The organism is Mycobacterium sp. D16Q16 (assembly GCF_002013745.1).
Taxonomy (GTDB): Bacteria; Actinomycetota; Actinomycetes; order Mycobacteriales; family Mycobacteriaceae; genus Mycobacterium.
The window spans coordinates 73,932-91,276 of the sequence record NZ_MAEY01000009.1 but is presented as its reverse complement, the minus strand read 5'-3'; the positions used below and the strand labels follow the sequence as shown (position 1 = coordinate 91,276).

At 63.5% G+C, this 17,345-nt stretch carries 17 protein-coding genes and 1 pseudogene; 12 read left to right on the top strand and 6 right to left on the bottom strand.

Annotated elements, in window-relative coordinates:
• Positions 1-66: 66 nt before the first annotated feature.
• Positions 67-813 (top strand): helix-turn-helix transcriptional regulator, encoded by a 747-nt coding sequence (locus tag B4394_RS10845; RefSeq protein ID WP_078315022.1) that lies wholly within the window; start codon positions 67-69, stop codon positions 811-813.
• Here B4394_RS10845 and yczE read toward each other — a convergent pair.
• Positions 795-1,484: a membrane protein YczE gene (gene yczE, locus B4394_RS10840; RefSeq protein WP_078315043.1), complete on the bottom strand. Its 690-nt coding sequence runs from the start codon at positions 1,482-1,484 to the stop codon at positions 795-797. The genes B4394_RS10845 and yczE overlap by 19 nt on opposite strands.
• Before the next feature lie 62 nt (positions 1,485-1,546).
• Between yczE and yczR the strand changes: the two genes are divergently transcribed.
• On the top strand, positions 1,547-2,995 hold the full coding sequence (gene yczR / locus B4394_RS10835; protein ID WP_078315021.1) for a MocR-like transcription factor YczR: 1,449 nt from the start codon (positions 1,547-1,549) through the stop codon (positions 2,993-2,995).
• Positions 2,996-3,007: 12 nt separating this feature from the next.
• Here the strand turns inward: yczR and serB are convergent, their stop codons facing one another.
• Both serB and ctaD read right to left on the bottom strand, forming a co-directional pair.
• Positions 3,008-4,267 (bottom strand): phosphoserine phosphatase SerB, encoded by a 1,260-nt coding sequence (serB, locus tag B4394_RS10830; protein ID WP_078315020.1) that lies wholly within the window; start codon positions 4,265-4,267, stop codon positions 3,008-3,010.
• Positions 4,268-4,270: 3 nt separating this feature from the next.
• Positions 4,271-5,969 (bottom strand): annotated as a pseudogene (ctaD, locus tag B4394_RS10825) (aa3-type cytochrome oxidase subunit I).
• 225 nt (positions 5,970-6,194) lie between these two features.
• On the opposite strand from ctaD, the gene B4394_RS10820 reads away from it, so the two are divergent.
• The 4 genes from B4394_RS10820 to B4394_RS10805 all read left to right on the top strand — a co-directional run bounded on the left by B4394_RS10820 (position 6,195) and on the right by B4394_RS10805 (position 8,651).
• Positions 6,195-7,202: an ABC transporter substrate-binding protein gene (locus B4394_RS10820; RefSeq protein WP_286142033.1), complete on the top strand. Its 1,008-nt coding sequence runs from the start codon at positions 6,195-6,197 to the stop codon at positions 7,200-7,202.
• Positions 7,203-7,254: 52 nt separating this feature from the next.
• Positions 7,255-7,533, top strand: a complete 279-nt coding sequence (locus tag B4394_RS10815; protein WP_078315018.1) for a YciI family protein — start codon at positions 7,255-7,257, stop codon at positions 7,531-7,533.
• A complete protein-coding gene (locus tag B4394_RS10810) occupies positions 7,530-8,042 on the top strand; it encodes a nitroreductase/quinone reductase family protein (protein ID WP_078315017.1) in 513 nt (170 codons plus the stop codon). Before B4394_RS10815 ends, B4394_RS10810 begins: the two co-directional genes overlap by 4 nt.
• A 135-nt stretch (positions 8,043-8,177) precedes the next feature.
• On the top strand, positions 8,178-8,651 hold the full coding sequence (locus B4394_RS10805) for an SRPBCC family protein (RefSeq protein WP_078308860.1): 474 nt from the start codon (positions 8,178-8,180) through the stop codon (positions 8,649-8,651).
• Between the two features lie 9 nt (positions 8,652-8,660).
• Here B4394_RS10805 and B4394_RS10800 read toward each other — a convergent pair whose 3' ends face one another.
• Positions 8,661-9,077, bottom strand: a complete 417-nt coding sequence (locus B4394_RS10800) for a hypothetical protein (protein WP_078315016.1) — start codon at positions 9,075-9,077, stop codon at positions 8,661-8,663.
• Between the two features lie 36 nt (positions 9,078-9,113).
• Here B4394_RS10800 and B4394_RS10795 point away from each other — a divergent pair, with 36 nt between their 5' ends.
• The 6 genes from B4394_RS10795 to B4394_RS10770 all read left to right on the top strand — a co-directional run bounded on the left by B4394_RS10795 (position 9,114) and on the right by B4394_RS10770 (position 15,715).
• Positions 9,114-9,689 (top strand): TetR family transcriptional regulator, encoded by a 576-nt coding sequence (locus B4394_RS10795; protein WP_078315015.1) that lies wholly within the window; start codon positions 9,114-9,116, stop codon positions 9,687-9,689.
• Positions 9,686-10,558, top strand: coding sequence for an EamA family transporter (locus B4394_RS10790; RefSeq protein WP_078315014.1), 873 nt, complete (start codon positions 9,686-9,688; stop codon positions 10,556-10,558). The genes B4394_RS10795 and B4394_RS10790 overlap by 4 nt, the downstream gene beginning before the upstream one ends.
• 129 nt (positions 10,559-10,687) lie before the next feature.
• Complete coding sequence (locus B4394_RS10785; RefSeq protein ID WP_078315013.1) at positions 10,688-12,559, top strand: ABC transporter ATP-binding protein/permease; 1,872 nt, start codon at positions 10,688-10,690, stop codon at positions 12,557-12,559.
• A gap of 70 nt (positions 12,560-12,629) precedes the next feature.
• On the top strand, positions 12,630-13,673 hold the full coding sequence (locus B4394_RS10780; RefSeq protein WP_078315012.1) for an NAD(P)-dependent alcohol dehydrogenase: 1,044 nt from the start codon (positions 12,630-12,632) through the stop codon (positions 13,671-13,673).
• A 56-nt stretch (positions 13,674-13,729) separates the two neighbouring features.
• On the top strand, positions 13,730-15,181 hold the full coding sequence (locus B4394_RS10775; protein ID WP_078315011.1) for an LLM class flavin-dependent oxidoreductase: 1,452 nt from the start codon (positions 13,730-13,732) through the stop codon (positions 15,179-15,181).
• 9 nt (positions 15,182-15,190) lie between these two features.
• Positions 15,191-15,715, top strand: coding sequence for a hypothetical protein (locus B4394_RS10770; protein ID WP_078315010.1), 525 nt, complete (start codon positions 15,191-15,193; stop codon positions 15,713-15,715).
• On the opposite strand, the gene B4394_RS10765 is transcribed toward B4394_RS10770, so the two are convergent.
• Together B4394_RS10765 and nrdF are read right to left on the bottom strand one after the other, a co-directional pair.
• Positions 15,716-16,045, bottom strand: coding sequence for a DUF3349 domain-containing protein (locus B4394_RS10765; RefSeq protein WP_078315009.1), 330 nt, complete (start codon positions 16,043-16,045; stop codon positions 15,716-15,718).
• 157 nt (positions 16,046-16,202) lie between these two features.
• Positions 16,203-17,177: a class 1b ribonucleoside-diphosphate reductase subunit beta gene (gene nrdF / locus B4394_RS10760; protein ID WP_078308851.1), complete on the bottom strand. Its 975-nt coding sequence runs from the start codon at positions 17,175-17,177 to the stop codon at positions 16,203-16,205.
• Positions 17,178-17,345: the final 168 nt, after the last annotated feature.

Here is a 17,345-nt window from a genome sequence, read left to right as displayed (position 1 = left end):
CCCGAGCCTCCATCGCGTATCCTCATCCATACGTCAGCAAGCTCGGAAGGAATTCTAGGCAACGATATGACAAACGATCTTGATCCGGATCCCTACCTGGACACGGTGCACAGTATCGGGCTTGCTAACCATCGACTCATCGCACAGCTCGATGCCGAAGCGAGTCGAATCCAGCAACGTGCAGCTCACGGTGAGGATCGCTCCTGGGTATGGGATGACCTCAAGGCGTGGCGTCGCCGGGTCGACGCCTTCCAGTCTCAGCTGCGCCGCGACACGACAGCCCTGGGCCGGTTGATCGATGCCAACCGGCGAATCCAGGGATCGGACAGTGCGGAAGATAGCCGCACATCAAAACTTGATTCCTCTGCCGATAGCAACCGCAGCACCCTCTACCCGTTCAAAGATCCCCGATCGCAAGAGGAATTCGTCGCCAGACTTAACCGGGTGTTCGCGGTGCTGCACACTCCTGGCCGCGGCCCGTATTCCAACAGCGAATTTCTCGTATTCATGCGGACCGGGGGTACCGTCGTCTCAGCGCCTTATCTGTCACAGTTGCGGAACGGGCAGCGGGGGCGGCCCTCCCTGCAGGCGCTGGAGAGCATCGCGCACGCTTTCCGCATCGACGTCCGTTACTTCACCGATAGTGGCTACGCGGACGAGCTGGACGAGGATTTGACCACTCTCGAGCTGGCCCAGAACGAAGCGGTGGCCAAGCTGACATCCGCACTGATCGACCTCCCGGACGCCCTTCGTGAGCAGTTGCTCATCGACGCCGAGTCATTCGACCGGCGCAATCAGGCCGCTACATCCTGAGGCGATGCCGTCGGCACGACGGCCGCGGAGTTGTCGCGTTGCGTGCTCAACACCGCACCCCAGCCACTGACGGCCAGTAGTCGCCGGGGCGTGAGCCGCAGCACCACCTGAATGAGGGGCCCGATCCCCAGCGCGTAGAGCAGGGTCCCCACGCCCACGTTCCCGCCGAGCAGCCAACCCGTCGCCACCACGATGACCTCGATGGTGGTCCGGATCAGCCGCACCGATCGGCCGGTGCGATGAACCAGTCCAGTTGTCAGTCCATCACGCGGCCCCGGCCCCAACCCGGCACCGACGTACAGCACCGTGGCAATCGCATTCAGCAGCACACCGCCGACCAGAAACCCCACCCGCACGGCCATCGCCGAGGGCGCGGGCAGCCAGGCCAGCGTGGAATCGACAGCGACGGCGATGACGACAATGTTGGCGATCGTCCCCACACCCGGCTTGTTACGCAACGGAATCCACGCGAGTAGTACGACGACGCCGGTCACCGCCGAGGCCAGCCCGATGCTCATCCCGGTACGCATGGAGAGCCCCTGATGGAATACGTCCCAGGGGTCCAGCCCGAGCCCCGCGCGCACCATGAGCGCCATCGAGAACCCGTACAGGTACAGGCCCACCAGCAGGGCAGTGCCGCGCGCACTCCAACCAATCCATTTCCCGGTCACCATCCGAGTTTCTCGGCCAACTGGCTTGTCTTTCAATAGCCAGTCGAGTCACACTGGCTTTTATGTCTGATCGCGTGGTCATCGCCGACACCCTGGCCCGCCACCTCGGCCAATGGCGCACCGCGGGCTCTGCCGGCCCCGCGTACGGAGCACTGGCGGACGCGATCCGGCTACTCGTCATCGACGGGCGGCTGCCACTCGGCGCCCGCATCCCCAGCGAACGAGCGTTGGCGAGCGCGCTGCACGTCAGCCGCACCACTGTCACCGCCGCATACGCGGAACTGCGCGAGAACGGATACCTGCGCGGCCGCCAGGGGGCGCGCAGCACCACCGCTCTGCCCGGCCCTGACCGATCACATTCGGCCACAACGGGATTGGCGAGCGCGATGATCGACCTGCAAAATGCCGCCACCGCCGCACCGGCTGCCGCGGTTCTTGAGGCGTACCAGCTGGCCCTGACAAAACTGCCGACCCACCTTCGGGGAATCGGTCATGAATTGGTAGGCATTCCGGAGCTGCGCCCCCGTATCGCCGAACACTTCTCACGACGCGGCCTGGCCACCGCAGAGGACCAGATTATGGTGACGTGCGGTGCCCAGCAGGCCATCGCACTACTCCTCGGCACCTTCGTGGAGCCCGGCGACAGAGTCCTGGTGGAGCAGCCGAGCTACCACGGTGCGCTGGATGCGATCACCCAACGTGGCGCACGCCCTGTCCCGGTACCGATGCACACCCACGAACGCGAGTCGGGCTGGGATATGACCGGCATGGAGACCACCATCCGTCAAACGGCCCCAAACCTGGCCTACCTGGTGCTGGACAACCACAACCCCACCGGCCTCACCATGCCGCTTTCGCAGCGAAAGACCTTGGCGGACATCATCTCCCAGACCAGAACCCGGACCGTCGTCGACGAGTCGCTCGTGGGATCCTGGCACCAGGCACCCACGCCCGCACCGATGGCCTCGCTGGTAGCGCGTCCCGATCTGATAGTCACCATCGGGTCGATGTCGAAATCGTTCTGGGGCGGCATGCGCGTCGGCTGGATTCGCGCCGACCGCACCACCATCGCCCGGCTCGCTGCCGTGCGCTCGGCCATGGACACCGGCACACCGATCCTCGAACAGCTGGCCGCCGCCGAGCTGCTGGAACGCGCAGACGAGGTGGAGGCCACGCAACGGGAGACCCTTCGCGCACGGCGCGCCCTGGTGGTGGCCGAGTTGCACCGGCGACTTCCCGATTGGGAGCTGCAGGAAGCCGAAGGCGGACTGTGTATCTGGGCCCGACTGCCCGCTCCGATGAGTACCGCACTCGCTGCGGCCGCTGCGCGCCTCGGGGTCCGCATTGCTGCCGGCCCACGGTTCGGGGTCGGCGGTTCGCTGGAACGTTTTGTGCGGGTGCCCTTCACCCAGCACGACGATCAGTTGTTGCGCGGAGTGGAGCTCCTCGCCCAGGCCTGGCACACCGTGACTGGCGCTGCACCGCTTGCTGATTCGGCGATGGTGGGCTGACCCACGCGCCTCTTAATCGTCGAGAATCTCGACGCGGCGCACCCCACCGTCGACCGCGTCGGCGGCCTCGATCTCGGCGCGGGTCACCCCGAGAATGAACAACACCACATCCAGATACGGCTGACTCACCGACGCGTCGGCAACCTCCCGCAGTGCGGGCTTGGCATTGAAGGCCACGCCGAGGCCGGCCGCCGACAACATGTCGATATCGTTCGCGCCATCACCGACCGCCACTGTCTGCGCCAACGGCACCCCTGCCTCGTAGGCGAACTGCCGCAACGCTTTGGCCTTCCCCGGGCGGTCCACGACCTCCCCGATGACACGGCCAGTGAGCTTGCCATCCACGATTTCCAGGACATTGGCGGCCACGAAATCAAGAGCCAGGTCGTGGGCCAGCGGATCGATCACCTGCCGGAACCCACCCGACACCACACCGCACGAGTACCCGAGGCGGCGCAAGGTTCTGATGGTGGTGCGTGCGCCCGGGGTGAGCACCAGCTCCTCGGCCACCTCTTCGAGCACCGATTCGGGCAGCCCGGCCAGGGTGGCCACTCGCTGATGTAGCGACTCGGCGAAGTCCAGCTCCCCCCGCATGGCCGCCTCGGTGATGGCCGCGACCTGTTCCCGGGCTCCGGCACGATCGGCGAGCATCTCGATGACCTCGCCCTGAATCAGGGTCGAGTCGACGTCGAAGACGATGAGTCGTTTGGCACGCCGGTCCAGGCTGCTGTGCTCGACGGCGATGTCCACCGGTTCGTCGACGGTCACCTGGGCCATGGCGGTGTGCAGGTCGAGATCGGTCAGTCGCTGTCCCCCGCGAGCGGGGGACAGCCCCAGCGGCACCGTGACCCGCAGCTCCAGGCCTGTCACGGGGTAGTCGGCGATACCCCGGATCAGGTCGATGTTGATCCCGAGTTCGGCAAGTGCGCGCGCTACAGCCCCGAAGGCCCTCGCCGTGACGGGCCGGCCCAGCACCACGATGGTGTGAGTCGACGGGTCCCGGATTACTGAGCTATCCCGGCCGAGTTCGACGTCAACATTGAACCCCAGCGTGTGCATGGCCTCTTCGAGCTCGTCCTGCAAGGCCTCCACGGCTTGATTACCACCGTGCGACTTGACGAGGACACCAAGCGTGAGCTTCCCGCGGATGACGACCTGCTCGACATTCAGCAGCTCGACGCCGTGGCGGGATAGCACACCCATGAGCACCGAGGTGACACCAGGCTTGTCGGCCCCGGTGACGGTGACAAGGACCGTGAAGTTACGGGCCACCGGTTACTTGTGGCCGCCACCCACGTGCGCCTCGGCGCGCATGCGTTCGGACATGTGCGGGTAGTGCAGCTCGAATGCCGGGCGCTCCGAACGGATTCGGGGCAGCTCGGAGAAGTTGTGCCGCGGCGGCGGGCAGCTGGTGGCCCACTCCAGGGAGTTGCCGTAGCCCCACGGATCATCCACCGTGACAACCTCGCCATAGCGGTAGCTCTTGAACACGTTCCACAGGAACGGCAGCGTCGAGGCACCCAGGATAAAGGCACCCACCGTCGAGAACGAGTTCAGGGAAGGTGAAGCCATCGGTGGGCAGATAGTCGGCGTATCGGCGCGGCATGCCCTGGTTACCCAGCCAGTGCTGCACCAGGAAGGTGGAGTGGAAGCCGATGAACGTCAGCCAGAAGTGGAACTTGCCCAGACGCTCGTCGAGCAGGCGGCCCGTCATCTTCGGGAACCAGAAGTAGATACCGGCGTAGGTCGCGAACACGATGGTGCCGAAGAGCACGTAGTGGAAGTGCGCGATGACGAAGTACGAGTCGGTGACGTGGAAGTCGACCGGCGGCATGGCCAGCAGCACGCCGGTCAGACCACCGAAGAGGAAGGTGACCAGGAAGCCCACCGAGAAAATCATCGGGGTCTCGAAGGTCAACTGCCCCTTCCACATGGTGCCGATCCAGTTGAAGAACTTGATACCGGTCGGAACCGCGATCAGGAAGGTCATGAAGGAGAAGAACGGCAGCAGCACCGCCCCGGTGGCGTACATGTGGTGCGCCCACACCGCGATCGACAGCGCCGCGATACCGAGCGTCGCGTAGATCAGCGTGGTGTATCCGAAGATCGGCTTGCGGCTGAACACCGGGAAGATCTCCGAAACAATGCCGAAGAACGGCAGCGCGATGATGTAGACCTCGGGGTGTCCGAAGAACCAGAACAGGTGCTGCCACAGCAGAACACCGCCGTTGGCGGGGTCAAAGATGTGGGCTCCAAGGTGCCGGTCAGCGGCCAGACCGAAGAGCGCGGCGGTCAGCAGCGGGAAGGCCAGCAGCACCAGCACGCTGGTCACCAGGATGTTCCAGGTGAAGATCGGCATCCGGAACATGGTCATACCGGGGGCGCGCATACAGACGACCGTGGTGATCATGTTGACCGCGCCAAGAATGGTGCCCAGACCACCGACGGCCAGACCCATGATCCACAGGTCGGCGCCGGCACCCGGCGAGTGAATGGCGTCGGTCAATGGGGTGTAGGCGGTCCAGCCGAAGTCGGCGGCGCCACCAGGGGTGATAAAGCCGGCGATACCGATCATGGCGCCGAAGAGGAACAGCCAGAACGAGAAGGCGTTCAGACGCGGGAAGGCGACGTCCGGCGCGCCAATCTGCAACGGCAGCACTACGTTCGCGAAGCCGAACACGATGGGCGTCGCATAGAACAGCAGCATCACGGTGCCGTGCATGGTGAACAGCTGGTTGAACTGCTCGTTGGACAGGAACTGCAGGCCCGGCACCGCCAGCTCGGCGCGCATGAACAGCGCCATCAAGCCACCGATGAGGAAGAACGCGAAGCACACGACCAGATACATGATGCCGATCAGCTTGTGATCGGTCGTCGTGATCAATCGGTAGATCAGAGTGCCCCGCGCGCCCGTGCGGGGCGGGAACGGGCGGCTGGCCTGCAATCCACCAATGGGGGGTGCTTCGGCGGTCACGGCTCCTCCGATTCCTTGTAGCGCGCAGTCGATCCAGTGACTGCATGTCTGGGGTGAATCCTAGCCCGCGCCACCCCCGATCGTGGAGCGGGTCCTACAGAGAGTCGTACTTGGGGTTGATTACCATCCGCGCGACCGTGGTCGAAGCGTCCTACCCGCGTGTTCGCGACCCCGCGCGGTAAGTTCAACCGGGTGCACACAGCGAGGTTCTGGGGCGCTGCCGTGATGTCGGCAGCACTGGTGACGGTGACGGTATCCGGCTGCACGGAGAAACCCACCAACGAGACCCCGAGCACCCTGGCCACCAGCACCACGAAGATCGCCGGCGCGGGTGTGTTGGGCAATGCACGCAAGCCCGACGAGTCCTGCGCCAAGGATCCGGCGGCTGTCGACTCCGCCGCACCGCGCGAGGTGCGGCACGCCCAGGGCGAGACCGAGGTGCCCGAGGACGCCAAACGCATCGTGGTCCTCGACGCCGGCGCCATCGACACGCTGTGTGCACTGGGACTGCAGGATCGCATCGTCGGAGTGGCACTGGCCGACCGCGCGACGTCTCCCCCGTCCTACCTGGGCACCGTGGTCCATGACCTGCCGTCAGTCGGTCCGATGGCATCTCCGGACCTGGCCAAGATCGGTGCCGCCAAACCCGATCTCATCCTGAGCTCGGTGGGCGAACAGAATTCCTACCTCGACCTGAGCGCCATCGCGCCCACCGTGATCGTGTCCGGCCATGATCTGGCCGAGCACGTCCAGCTGGTGGGTAAGGCCACCAGGCGGACTGCCGACACCGACAAGCTGTGGTCGGGCTTCGTCGATGCCGCCAAGAAGGTGGGCCGCGAGAACGACGCCACACATTTCCAGGCCTCAATAGTCCAGTTCACCGATCAGACGGTGCGGGTGTACGGCGCCAACAACTTCCCGGCCTCGGTACTCGCCACCGTGGGACTGGATCGCCCTGCCACCCAACGGTTTACCGACACTCCGTTCATCGAGATCAGCGCCGAGGACTTCTCGGCAGTCGAGGGCGACATCGTCTACGTCTCGTTTACCAGCCCGTCGGCCAAGGATCGGGCTGCCCGGATTTTCGGCACCACGCCCTGGAGGGCGCTCGGCGCCACACGAGACAACCGGGTGTTCGCGGTCAACAACGAGGTCTGGCAGACCGGGGATGGAATTGTCGCGGCCCGCGGGATTCTGGACGACTTGCAGTGGGTCAACGCACCCATCAACTAGATCTCCCAGTCGGCCCACACCCACCCATCGCCCCAGGCGCTACGCTCCCGGCATGTACCACGTACTGCAGCTGACCTATACCCAACCGCTCGACGTCGTGGACGGTGTCCGCCCCGCACACCTGGAGTGGCTCGACGGCGAGATCGCGGCAGGCAATCTGCTGATCAGCGGCCGCAACGAGGCAGGTACCGGCGGCGTGCTGGTCACCGGCGACATCAGCGCACAGGACGCCGAGGCCCTGATCACCGCCGATCCGTACACCACGGCCGGGGTTGCCGAGTACACCCGAATTGGATTCAACGCTGGACGCAAATCCGAGATAATCCCGTGAGCGACAAGGGTTTTCCAGAGAATCGCTGGGGCAATCCCGACAGCGCGCTGTCCCGGGCCGCCGCCAAGTTCGCCGCCACCAAACCGGGGTCGTGGACCATCCGCAAGTTGACCCCCCTGGACCGGGCCGTCATGGAGCGCACTGGCAGCCGGTACACCGTGCTGGGCCCGTTGGGTTTGTCGACGCTGCTGCTCACCACGACCGGGCGCAAGTCTGGCCAGCCGCGGGTCTCCCCGCTGCTGTATCTCCACGATGGCGATCGGATCGCACTAGTGGGCAGCAATTTCGGCCAGGAGAAGCACCCGGCGTGGACCACCAACCTGCTCGCCGATCCGCGCGCCAAGGTGACACTGGCCGGCCAGACCATCGATGTGGTCGCGACCCTCGCGCAGGGCGCCGAGCGCGACGACTACTACCGGCGCTTCGAGGCGATGCTCGAGGTCTATTCCGCCTACAAGGGCCGCACCGGACGCGAGATCAGAGTTTTCATCCTGGAACGCGCCGCCTAAAGCTATCCGTTACAGACAGTATCCGTACCTCCAGTACTAGTTCTGAACTGGGACTTTAGAATCAGTTTGCCCTAAAGGTCTCCATTTTTGCTCCAATTGGGCTAACGTTCCCCGCAGTCCGCGGAAGGATGGAACGTGATCCAGGAACGCATCGACATTGCCGTCGCCGCTAGGCCCGAAACCGTCCTCGAGGTGCTCAAGGATGTGGAGTCCGTCGATAGTTGGCTGCGCCCACATCTGCCGACGTGGCCGCCGGTCGCCAGCACGATGACTGTCGTCGAATCATTTGACGACGGCTCGCCGCGCCTGGTGCGAACGGTGAGTACCACGCTCGGAATCTCCGATGATTCCCTGACCGAGTACGAGTGGTACCCCGACGGCTGCCGGCTCACCCTGCTGGAAAGCAGAACCCTGCGCCACAACGTCAGCCGGTTCACCGTCGTCCCCGATGACCCCGAATCCCGCCTTACCGCCGACATCTCCCTGGATCTCAAGATCCGATTGCCCGGCCTACTGGAGCGGCAGCTCAAGAAGACCCAGGTGGGATTTGTCCGCAGCTTCCAGCGCGCGCTGGCCGCGGAATCGGCACGGCGCGAGCTGAATTCGTAGCGATCCCGGTCAGTGCGAACCCGCGCCAGCGGCACGCCGTTTAACCGAACACAGCAGATGGTTGGTCACCACCACGTGGCCGCGCGTACCGATCACCAGCGCACGGTAGATCCGGCCGCGTAGCCCGGGAAAATCCGCATACGTCTGCGCACGCAGCTGAGTACCACCGTCGCGGGTGTCGGCGAGTTCGAATACCAGCTCGTAGCGCGAAAAGCGGTGCTTCCCGGCCAAACTCAGCCGTTGTTCGGGGTCGATACCGTCCACAGCGAAGCCCGCACGCGGACTGGCGCCCAGCACGGTGCCAAGCGGACTGCGCTCAGCGGATCTCAGCACGGCGTCAACGTAGTGCCGCAGGCTCGCCCACACCCGGTCCCGCGGCGCGTCGATACGGATCGCATGCTCGTCAATATAGGATGGATGTTCCATATCTCAGGTTTACCAGAATTAGGATGGATATTCCAGATGGCTCCCGAACGCAAGCACACCAGCGATGCCATCCTCGATGCGGTGCGATCACTATTGCTCGACGGCGGCCCCCGTGCCGCAACCATCGCGGCTATCTCGAGCGCCTCGGGCGCTCCGGCCGGAACCCTGAACCATCGCTTCGGCAACCGCGAAGCCATCATGTCGGCCACCTGGCTACGTGCGGTGGAGCGCTTCCACGAACACGCGTTCCGCGCACTGCACTCCTCCGTGGATCCCATTGATATTGCTGTGGCGCTTGCACTTTCAGTGCCGGGGTTCTCACGCTCCTATCCCGATGACGCCCGGCTACTGTTTTCCCTACGTAGCGCCGATGTCCTCGGAGCAGCCGACGCGGCGAGGGCACTAGACACGATGAATGAACCGTTGTTCGCCGCCATGCGGGATCTGACGCGGGCCATCTATGGCCACACTGACGCGCGAAGCCGCGACCGGCTCGTGCGCGCAGTGGTCGACTTGCCGTACGCGTCGGTCCGACGCCACATGCCCGGCCTGCCCGGGTGGCTCGAAGAAGATCTGACAGAGGCTGTCCGCACCTTGTTGGCCACACGGTGACTCAACCTGAGCGCCACCTGCTCGCGGCACCCGCCCTCATGCTGGTCAGCGGTACCTCGCTGTACATCGGTGCCGCCGCTGGCGTCAGCCTGTTTCGGTGGCTCGACCCGGTAAGCGTGGCCTGGCTGCGGATATGCGGTGCGGCGCTGGTGTTTCTCGCCATCGCCCGGCCCGGACGTGCGGCCTGGCGGGGCCGGGCACTGTGGTGGGCAGGAGGCTTTGGGCTGGTCACCGCCCTGATGAATATGTCGTTCTATCTCGCGATCGACCGACTGCCGCTGGGCACCGCGGTGGCGATCGAATTCCTGGGACCGATCAGTGTCGCGGCGATCGGCACGCGATCCCTCCGCGAGGGATTCTCGGTTCTGGCAGCTCTCGTCGGTGTCCTCCTGATCGCCGACGTGCAGCTCACCGCCGAGCCCGCGGGGATGGCATTCGCACTGCTCGCGGCGCTGTTCTGGGCCGGATACATTGTGCTCGGCAAACATGTTGCGCTACAGGGTAATCCGGCCGACTCGCTGGCGGTCGGCTTCACCGTTGCCATGATCGTGACCGCGCCGGTCTTGGCTTTCGGTATCGCCGGCACTCATGGCGAGATACCCGTCGGCCATGTCCTCGTGCTGGGGCTCCTGATGGGCGTGCTCTCCAACGTCATCCCCTACGGCCTTGACCAGGTGATCCTGCGACGGGCGGGGCGGAGCCACTTCGCAGTGCTCCTCGCGCTGCTTCCGCTCTCCGCGACCGCGATCGGCGTGCTCGTCATGCACCAGATTCCCAGCACACCAGAGCTTTTCGGTATTCTCGCGATCGTGATCGCGGTCGCTTCACGCCGAGACCGGGACCCGAACGGCACCCCGGCCGCACTGTGATGCCGCGCCGACGACCCGCACAAAACTTTCACTACCTGGCCACTCTTAGCGCTTGTCAGGACGTGCTCAGCCTGTGCCCGTACACTCCGCGGACAACTGGATAGTGACAGACTCGGAAGGCATTAATCGATGAAGACTGCGACCGACTGGGGCACCGAGGTATGGCGATCGCTGGTGTGGATCGGCTGGGTGTGGCCTCTCACTTTCGTCTGCTTTGTGGCGGTCGCCTTCTTACTGGTACGACTGACCCAGTGGGGTCGCCAGTTCTGGAGGATCAGCAGCGGCTTCTTCACTGGCAGCGAAGCACGTGTCACCTGGACCTACCTAGCAGTGCTATTGCTATCAGTGGTGGCCGGTGTGCGTCTGACTGTTGTCTTCTCTTACTACTATTTCGACATCGCAGCATCAATCCAGGCGATCTCTGGGTCCCTCGCCAAAGACAAGGCGGGGATGCCCGAGGCGCGAGCCGCTTTCTGGCACGCCATTCAAATGTTCGTCGTCCTGGCAATCATTCACGTAGCTCGAACGATGCTCGACGTGTATATCTTGCAAGCCTTCATCATTCGATGGCGGGTATGGCTCACTGATCGAATCACGACCAATTGGCTCGATGGTCGCGCGTTCTATCGCTCACGATTCATCGACAGCACCATCGACAACCCCGATCAACGAATTCAGGCTGATATCAACAACTTTGTCGCGATGTACGCGTCACCGGAAACCCTCCAAACATCTGGTGGTCACCTAGCATTCGGCGCCGCGAAATCTGTGATCTCATTAGTTTCATTCACCATCATTCTGTGGCAGCTGTCGGGAACGATGAACATATTTGGCGTCACGGTGCCCTACGCGATGGTATGGCTCGCCTACCTATACGTGATCATCGGAACCCTCATCACGTTCTGGATCGGCCACCCTCTCATCCGGCTCTACTTCCTCAACGAGCGACTTAACGCCATGTTCCGCTATGCGCTTGTCCGCCTGCGTGATACCGCGGAAAGCGTCGCCTTCTATCGCGGGGAGCGCGCCGAAGCGCGTCAGCTCAAACAGCGATTCGACGGAATTATCGCCAATTACTGGCGCCTGGTAGGCCGAGGCATCAGCTTCACCGGATGGAACCTCAGCGTTACCCAGGCCGCCGCGATCTTCGCCTACGTTATTCAGGGTCCACGGCTCATGGCTGGTGAGATCAGTTACGGTGCGCTGAGCCAGTCCAGCAATGCTTTTGGACAGGTGCACGACAACCTGTCCTTCTTCCGCAATGCCTATGACACGTTCGCGTCGTATCGCGCCACCGTCAACCGGCTCGACGGGCTGCTGGAGGCCAATGAACAGTCTCGCGAGCTTCCGTCACTCGACCCCGGCACTCAGGATGAGGGTGTCACATTGGAGAACGTGTACGTCCGTAAACCCAACGGCGATGTGCTCATTGACGATGTGAATCTGGAACTGAATGCCGGTGATGCACTCGTCATCAAGGGATCATCAGGCGGCGGCAAGACGACCCTGCTGCGCTCCCTCGCCCAGTTGTGGCCGTATACGGATGGTCATTGGAGCCGACCCGGCGGTGACCACGAGACTATGTTCATATCGCAGTTGCCCTATATTCCGCTGGGGAATCTGCGTGATGCGCTTTCCTACCCCGCTGAATCGGGAACCTTCTCCGACGACGAACTCAGCCAGATCCTCGAGAAGGTGTCCCTGGCACACCTCGTGGATCGCCTCGACGAGGAATCCGACTGGATCAAGGTGCTCTCCCCTGGAGAGCAGCAGCGGGTCGCCTTCGCGCGCATCCTGCTCATCAAGCCCAAGGTGGTTTTCATGGACGAGTCGACGTCGGCACTCGACGAGGGCCTGGAGTTCGCGCTATACCGCCTTGTCCGCACTGAGGTGCCCGAGTGCACCGTAGTCAGCGTCAGCCACCGCAGCACCGTCGACCAGCACCACACACAGAAGCTAGAGCTACTCGGCGACGGCCGGTGGTCGCTGTCCCCCGTCTAAGCGCGCGCCATGTGCGGGGCGAGTAGTCTGAGATCGGTAGCAATGTTAACTATCGCAAAAGGACGCATATATGGTCACCGTCTCCGCCTACGCCGCAACATCCGGTAAGGAACCGCTGGTCCCCATCACGATCGAGCGCCGTGAGCTCGGTCCGCACGACGTCTTCATCGACATCAAGTTTGCCGGCATCTGCCACTCCGATATCCACACCGTCCGCGACGAATGGGGACGTGCCAACTACCCGATCGTGCCCGGCCACGAGATCGCCGGCGTCATCAGCGCTATCGGTTCGGAGGTCACCAAGTTCAAGCCGGGCGATCATGCGGGTGTTGGCTGCATGGTCGAGTCGTGCCGCACCTGTCCGCAGTGCCTGGCCGGGCTGCAGCAGTACTGCAGTGGCGGCGGCATGGTCGGCACCTATGGCGCCAAGGACCGCGACGGAACCCAGACGCAGGGTGGCTACAGCCAGGCCGTCGTCGTCAACGAGGATTTCGTGCTGCACATCCCCGACAGCCTCCCGTTGGACAAGGCAGCTCCGCTGCTGTGCGCGGGCATCACCACCTACTCACCACTGCGGCACTGGGGTGCCGGTCCGGGCAAGCGCGTTGCGGTCATCGGACTCGGCGGACTTGGGCACATGGCCGTCAAGCTGGGTGCCGCGATGGGCGCCGAGATCACGGTGCTGAGCCAGTCGCTCAAGAAGCTGGAAGACGGACTGAGCCTGGGTGCCAGCCACTACTACGCCACCTCCGACCCAGACACCTTCAAGAACCTGCGCTACGGCTTCGACCTCATCCTCAACACGGTCTCCGCCAATCTCGACATGGGCAAGTACCTCGGTCTGCTCAATGTGGACGGGACGCTGGTCGAGCTGGGCGCACCGGAGAACCCCATCGAAGTTCCGGCCTTCCCACTGCTGTTCGGCCGCCGTAGCCTGTCCGGTTCCGGCATCGGCGGTATCCCGGAAACCCAAGAGATGCTTGACTTCTGCGCCGAGCACAACATCGGCTCCGAGATCGAGGTCATCGACGCCGACTACATCAACGAGGCGTACGAGCGTGTGATCGCCAGCGACGTGCGGTACCGGTTCGTCATCGACACCGCCACTTTGTAAGTTTCACCCCGAGTACAACCGGTGACTGATGTCGTCGGGGTGCCGATGCTGAGGGGATGACCCGCGTCATCCGTTTCAACGCGTTCGACATGAATTGCGTTGCGCACCAATCCCCCGGCTTATGGCGGCACCCCGACGACCAGTCCTGGCGGTACAAGGATCTGTCCTACTGGACAAATCTGGCCAAGCTCCTGGAACGCGGCCGCTTCGACGGACTGTTCATCGCCGATGTGCTTGGCACCTACGACATCTATGACGCCAGCGACGAGGCGGCCATCCGCCAGGCCGCGCAGATTCCGGTTGCCGATCCCCTGCTGTTGGTCTCGGCGATGGCGCTTGTCACCGAGCATCTCGGCTTCGGGGTCACCACTGGAACCGGATTCGAACACCCATATCCGTTCGCGCGCAGGCTATCCACACTCGATCACCTCACCGGAGGCCGAGTCGGATGGAACGTCGTCACCGGGTACCTACCCGCCGCGGCACGCAACATGGGACAAACCGACCAGCCAGCACACGACGCCCGCTACGACCACGCCGACGAGTACCTGGAGGTGCTCTACAAGCTGTGGGAAGGCTCCTGGGAGGACGACGCCGTCGTCCGCGATGCGACCCGTGGGGTCTTCACCGATCCCGACAAGGTGCACCACATCGGCCATGAGGGAACGCATTTCACCGTTCCCGGTGTCCATCTCGTTGAGCCATCGCCGCAGCGGACTCCGGTGATCTACCAGGCAGGATCGTCGCCGCGCGGGGTGCGCTTCGCCGCGGAGAACGCCGAGGCGGTCTTCACCGCGGCCCCCACCAAGGATCTGCTGCGCCAGACGGTCACCACGATCCGCCGCGAGCTGGAACTCGCCGGACGAGATCCCTACTCCGCCAAAATCTTCAACCTCACCACCGTGGTCACCGGAGAGAATTCCGAGGCTGCGCACGCCAAGCACCGCGAGCTGCTGAGCTATGGCAGCGCCGAGGGCGCACTGGTCTTCATGTCCGGCTGGATGGGCGTCGACCTGGCCCGCTACGGCCTCGACGAGCCGATCGGAAATGTGGACTCCAACGCGATCCTGTCGGCTGTCGCGGCGTTTCAGGCCGCCACCGATGACGGCCGGGAATGGACGGTGCGCGACATCGCCGAGTGGGGCGAGATCGGCGGCATGGGCCCGCTTGTCATCGGCTCAGGCACCGAGGTGGCCGACACGCTGCAGGAGTGGGTGGCGGAAACCGATGTCGATGGCTTCAACCTGGCCTACGCGATCACACCGGGCACCTTCGAGGACTTCATCGAGTATGTGGTCCCGGTATTGACCGAACGTGGTGCATACCAAAATGGCTACACCCCAGGAACATTGCGCCACAAGCTACTGGGCAATGGTGATCGGTTGCCCACGGAGCACCGGGGCGCCAAGTACCGGATCGGCGGACCGCTGTCGACAATCGTCGATCGACCGTCCACCGTGCCCTCGTCGTCGGGGTCTGCCGCGCCCGCTCCTACCCGGGGGCGATAGATTGCGCCCATGGAAAACCGGGGCGCCAAGGCCCTGCTGGTCACATACGTTGCCGCGCTGTGCCTGACACCCCTGGGCGCCTGCACCGCCTCCGCCGAACCGCCGCCGGATTTCCCTGACCTGAGCCAGCTCCCCACCGTCGACTCCCGGCAGTACTTCAGCGTCAAGGTCTATCGTTTCGCCACACCCGATGGCGTCGTGTGCGAAAGCGCCGGATGGAATCCGTACTTTCAGTGGACCTGCGTTGGACCGAAGGGCAGCGGGTCAGCCCAGTTGGATCTGGGCACCTACGCGCGGAACAACGGCGCGCCTGCGACGGTGGGCGAATCACAGAGCAACCCCGACCGATCCCGCGTCCCCGTGCTCCCCGACCATCACCAGGTGCGGATAGCGGCCCCCGTGCACAACAGCGACGGCAGCCAGACAACGCTGATATGTGCCACTCCGGCACCCAAGACCATTGCCTGTTTGGTCGACGATGCCCGTGGTACGCACGGATTTGTGTTGAGCCCAGAACGCAACTGGGCGTTCTAATTACGCGTTGAGTGCGGTGGAGTCCACACCGGCCAAGGGCCACCCGCCGGCGGCCAGGCGTGAAGCTACACGCGAAATGTCTTGAGCGGTCGGCTCATCCTTGGTCACATCCGAGATGAACTTCTCGATCTCGTCCTTGCTCACCACGCCGTCCAGCTGTGCAGCCGATGCGGGGTCGGTCAGCTTGGCGACCACTTCCTTGACCTGTTCTTCGGTCAGCGTGCGGCGCAGCAGCGCCAACAGCGGGAATCGATCCGTGGGGGGAACCCCCTCCGGGTATCCGGCGGACAGCCAGGAAAGAATCGAACCGATAATCGATGTGCTCGTCACGGTAATAGTGTCCCCGCAGCGGGTTCACAGCGCGAGGTGACATCAGTACAGTTCACCGGCCGTTCATTTGTGCATCCGCCACCACCTGCGACCTGACAGGAAAGCCCCCGAACACTTGGCGTGTCGGGGGCTTTCCTGCTTCGTGACGTCGAGAAACCTAGAAGTCCCAGTCCTCGTCTTCGGTGTTCACGGCCTTGCCGATGACGTACGACGAACCCGATCCGGAGAAGAAGTCATGGTTCTCGTCGGCGTTCGGTGACAGCGCCGACAGGATCGCCGGGTTCACGTCGGTCTCCTCGCGCGGGAACAGCGCCTCATAGCCCAGGTTCATCAGGGCCTTGTTGGCGTTGTAGCGCAGGAACTTCTTGACGTCCTCGGTCAACCCGACCTCGTCGTAAAGGTCTTCGGTGTAGTCGGTTTCGTTCTCGTACAGTTCGTAGAGCAGGTCGTAGGTGTACTCCTTGATCTCGGAGCGTGTGGCCTCGTCGACGCGCTCCAGCCCCTTCTGGAACTTGTAGCCGATGTAGTACCCGTGCACCGCCTCGTCGCGGATGATGAGCCGGATCATGTCGGCGGTGTTGGTGAGCTTGGCGCGGCTCGACCAGTACATCGGAAGGTAGAAGCCCGAGTAGAACAGGAAGCTCTCCAGCAAGGTCGAGGCAACCTTGCGCTTGAGCGGCTCATCACCCCGGTAGTACTCCATGACGATCTCGGCCTTGCGTTGCAGGTTCGGGTTCTCCTCCGACCAGCGGAACGCGTCGTCGATGTCGCGCGTGGAGCACAGCGTGGAGAAGATCGAGCTGTAGCTCTTGGCATGCACCGACTCCATGAACGCGATGTTGGTGTACACCGCCTCCTCATGCGGAGTGATCGCATCGGGGATCAAACTGACCGCGCCGACGGTCCCCTGGATGGTGTCCAGCAGCGTCAGGCCCGTGAAAACCCGCATGGTCAACTGCTTTTCATGATCAGTGAGGGTGTTCCACGACGGGATGTCATTGGATACCGGCACCTTTTCGGGCAGCCAGAAGTTACCGGTGAGCCTGTCCCAGACCTCGGCATCCTTCTCATCGGGAACCCGGTTCCAGTTGATCGCCGAGACGCGGCTGACCAGCTTAAGTTTTTCACTCACGAGACCACTCCTGGAGAACGTCAAACAGATTCGCGGGATTCGCTGACTGTGCCACAGACACTACCCCTGGGGTGAGACATCGCGGCGCAACACAACGTGTTGTGGTTAAGCGTGTCGAGCCCAATCACGAGAATCCCTAGTGACGCAAACTTGACACATGTAAAGTCC

What these genes read in the sequence shown, in the direction of transcription:
- B4394_RS10845 (WP_078315022.1), top strand. Translation starts at nt 67, where the DNA reads ATGACAAACGATCTTGATCCGGATCCCTACCTGGACACGGTGCACAGT.
- yczR (WP_078315021.1), top strand. Translation starts at nt 1,547, where the DNA reads ATGTCTGATCGCGTGGTCATCGCCGACACCCTGGCCCGCCACCTCGGC.
- B4394_RS10820 (WP_286142033.1), top strand. Translation starts at nt 6,195, where the DNA reads ATGTCGGCAGCACTGGTGACGGTGACGGTATCCGGCTGCACGGAGAAA.
- B4394_RS10815 (WP_078315018.1), top strand. Translation starts at nt 7,255, where the DNA reads ATGTACCACGTACTGCAGCTGACCTATACCCAACCGCTCGACGTCGTG.
- B4394_RS10800 (WP_078315016.1), bottom strand. Translation starts at nt 9,077, where the DNA reads ATGGAACATCCATCCTATATTGACGAGCATGCGATCCGTATCGACGCG.
- B4394_RS10795 (WP_078315015.1), top strand. Translation starts at nt 9,114, where the DNA reads ATGGCTCCCGAACGCAAGCACACCAGCGATGCCATCCTCGATGCGGTG.
- B4394_RS10785 (WP_078315013.1), top strand. Translation starts at nt 10,688, where the DNA reads ATGAAGACTGCGACCGACTGGGGCACCGAGGTATGGCGATCGCTGGTG.
- B4394_RS10780 (WP_078315012.1), top strand. Translation starts at nt 12,630, where the DNA reads ATGGTCACCGTCTCCGCCTACGCCGCAACATCCGGTAAGGAACCGCTG.
- B4394_RS10775 (WP_078315011.1), top strand. Translation starts at nt 13,730, where the DNA reads ATGACCCGCGTCATCCGTTTCAACGCGTTCGACATGAATTGCGTTGCG.
- B4394_RS10770 (WP_078315010.1), top strand. Translation starts at nt 15,191, where the DNA reads ATGGAAAACCGGGGCGCCAAGGCCCTGCTGGTCACATACGTTGCCGCG.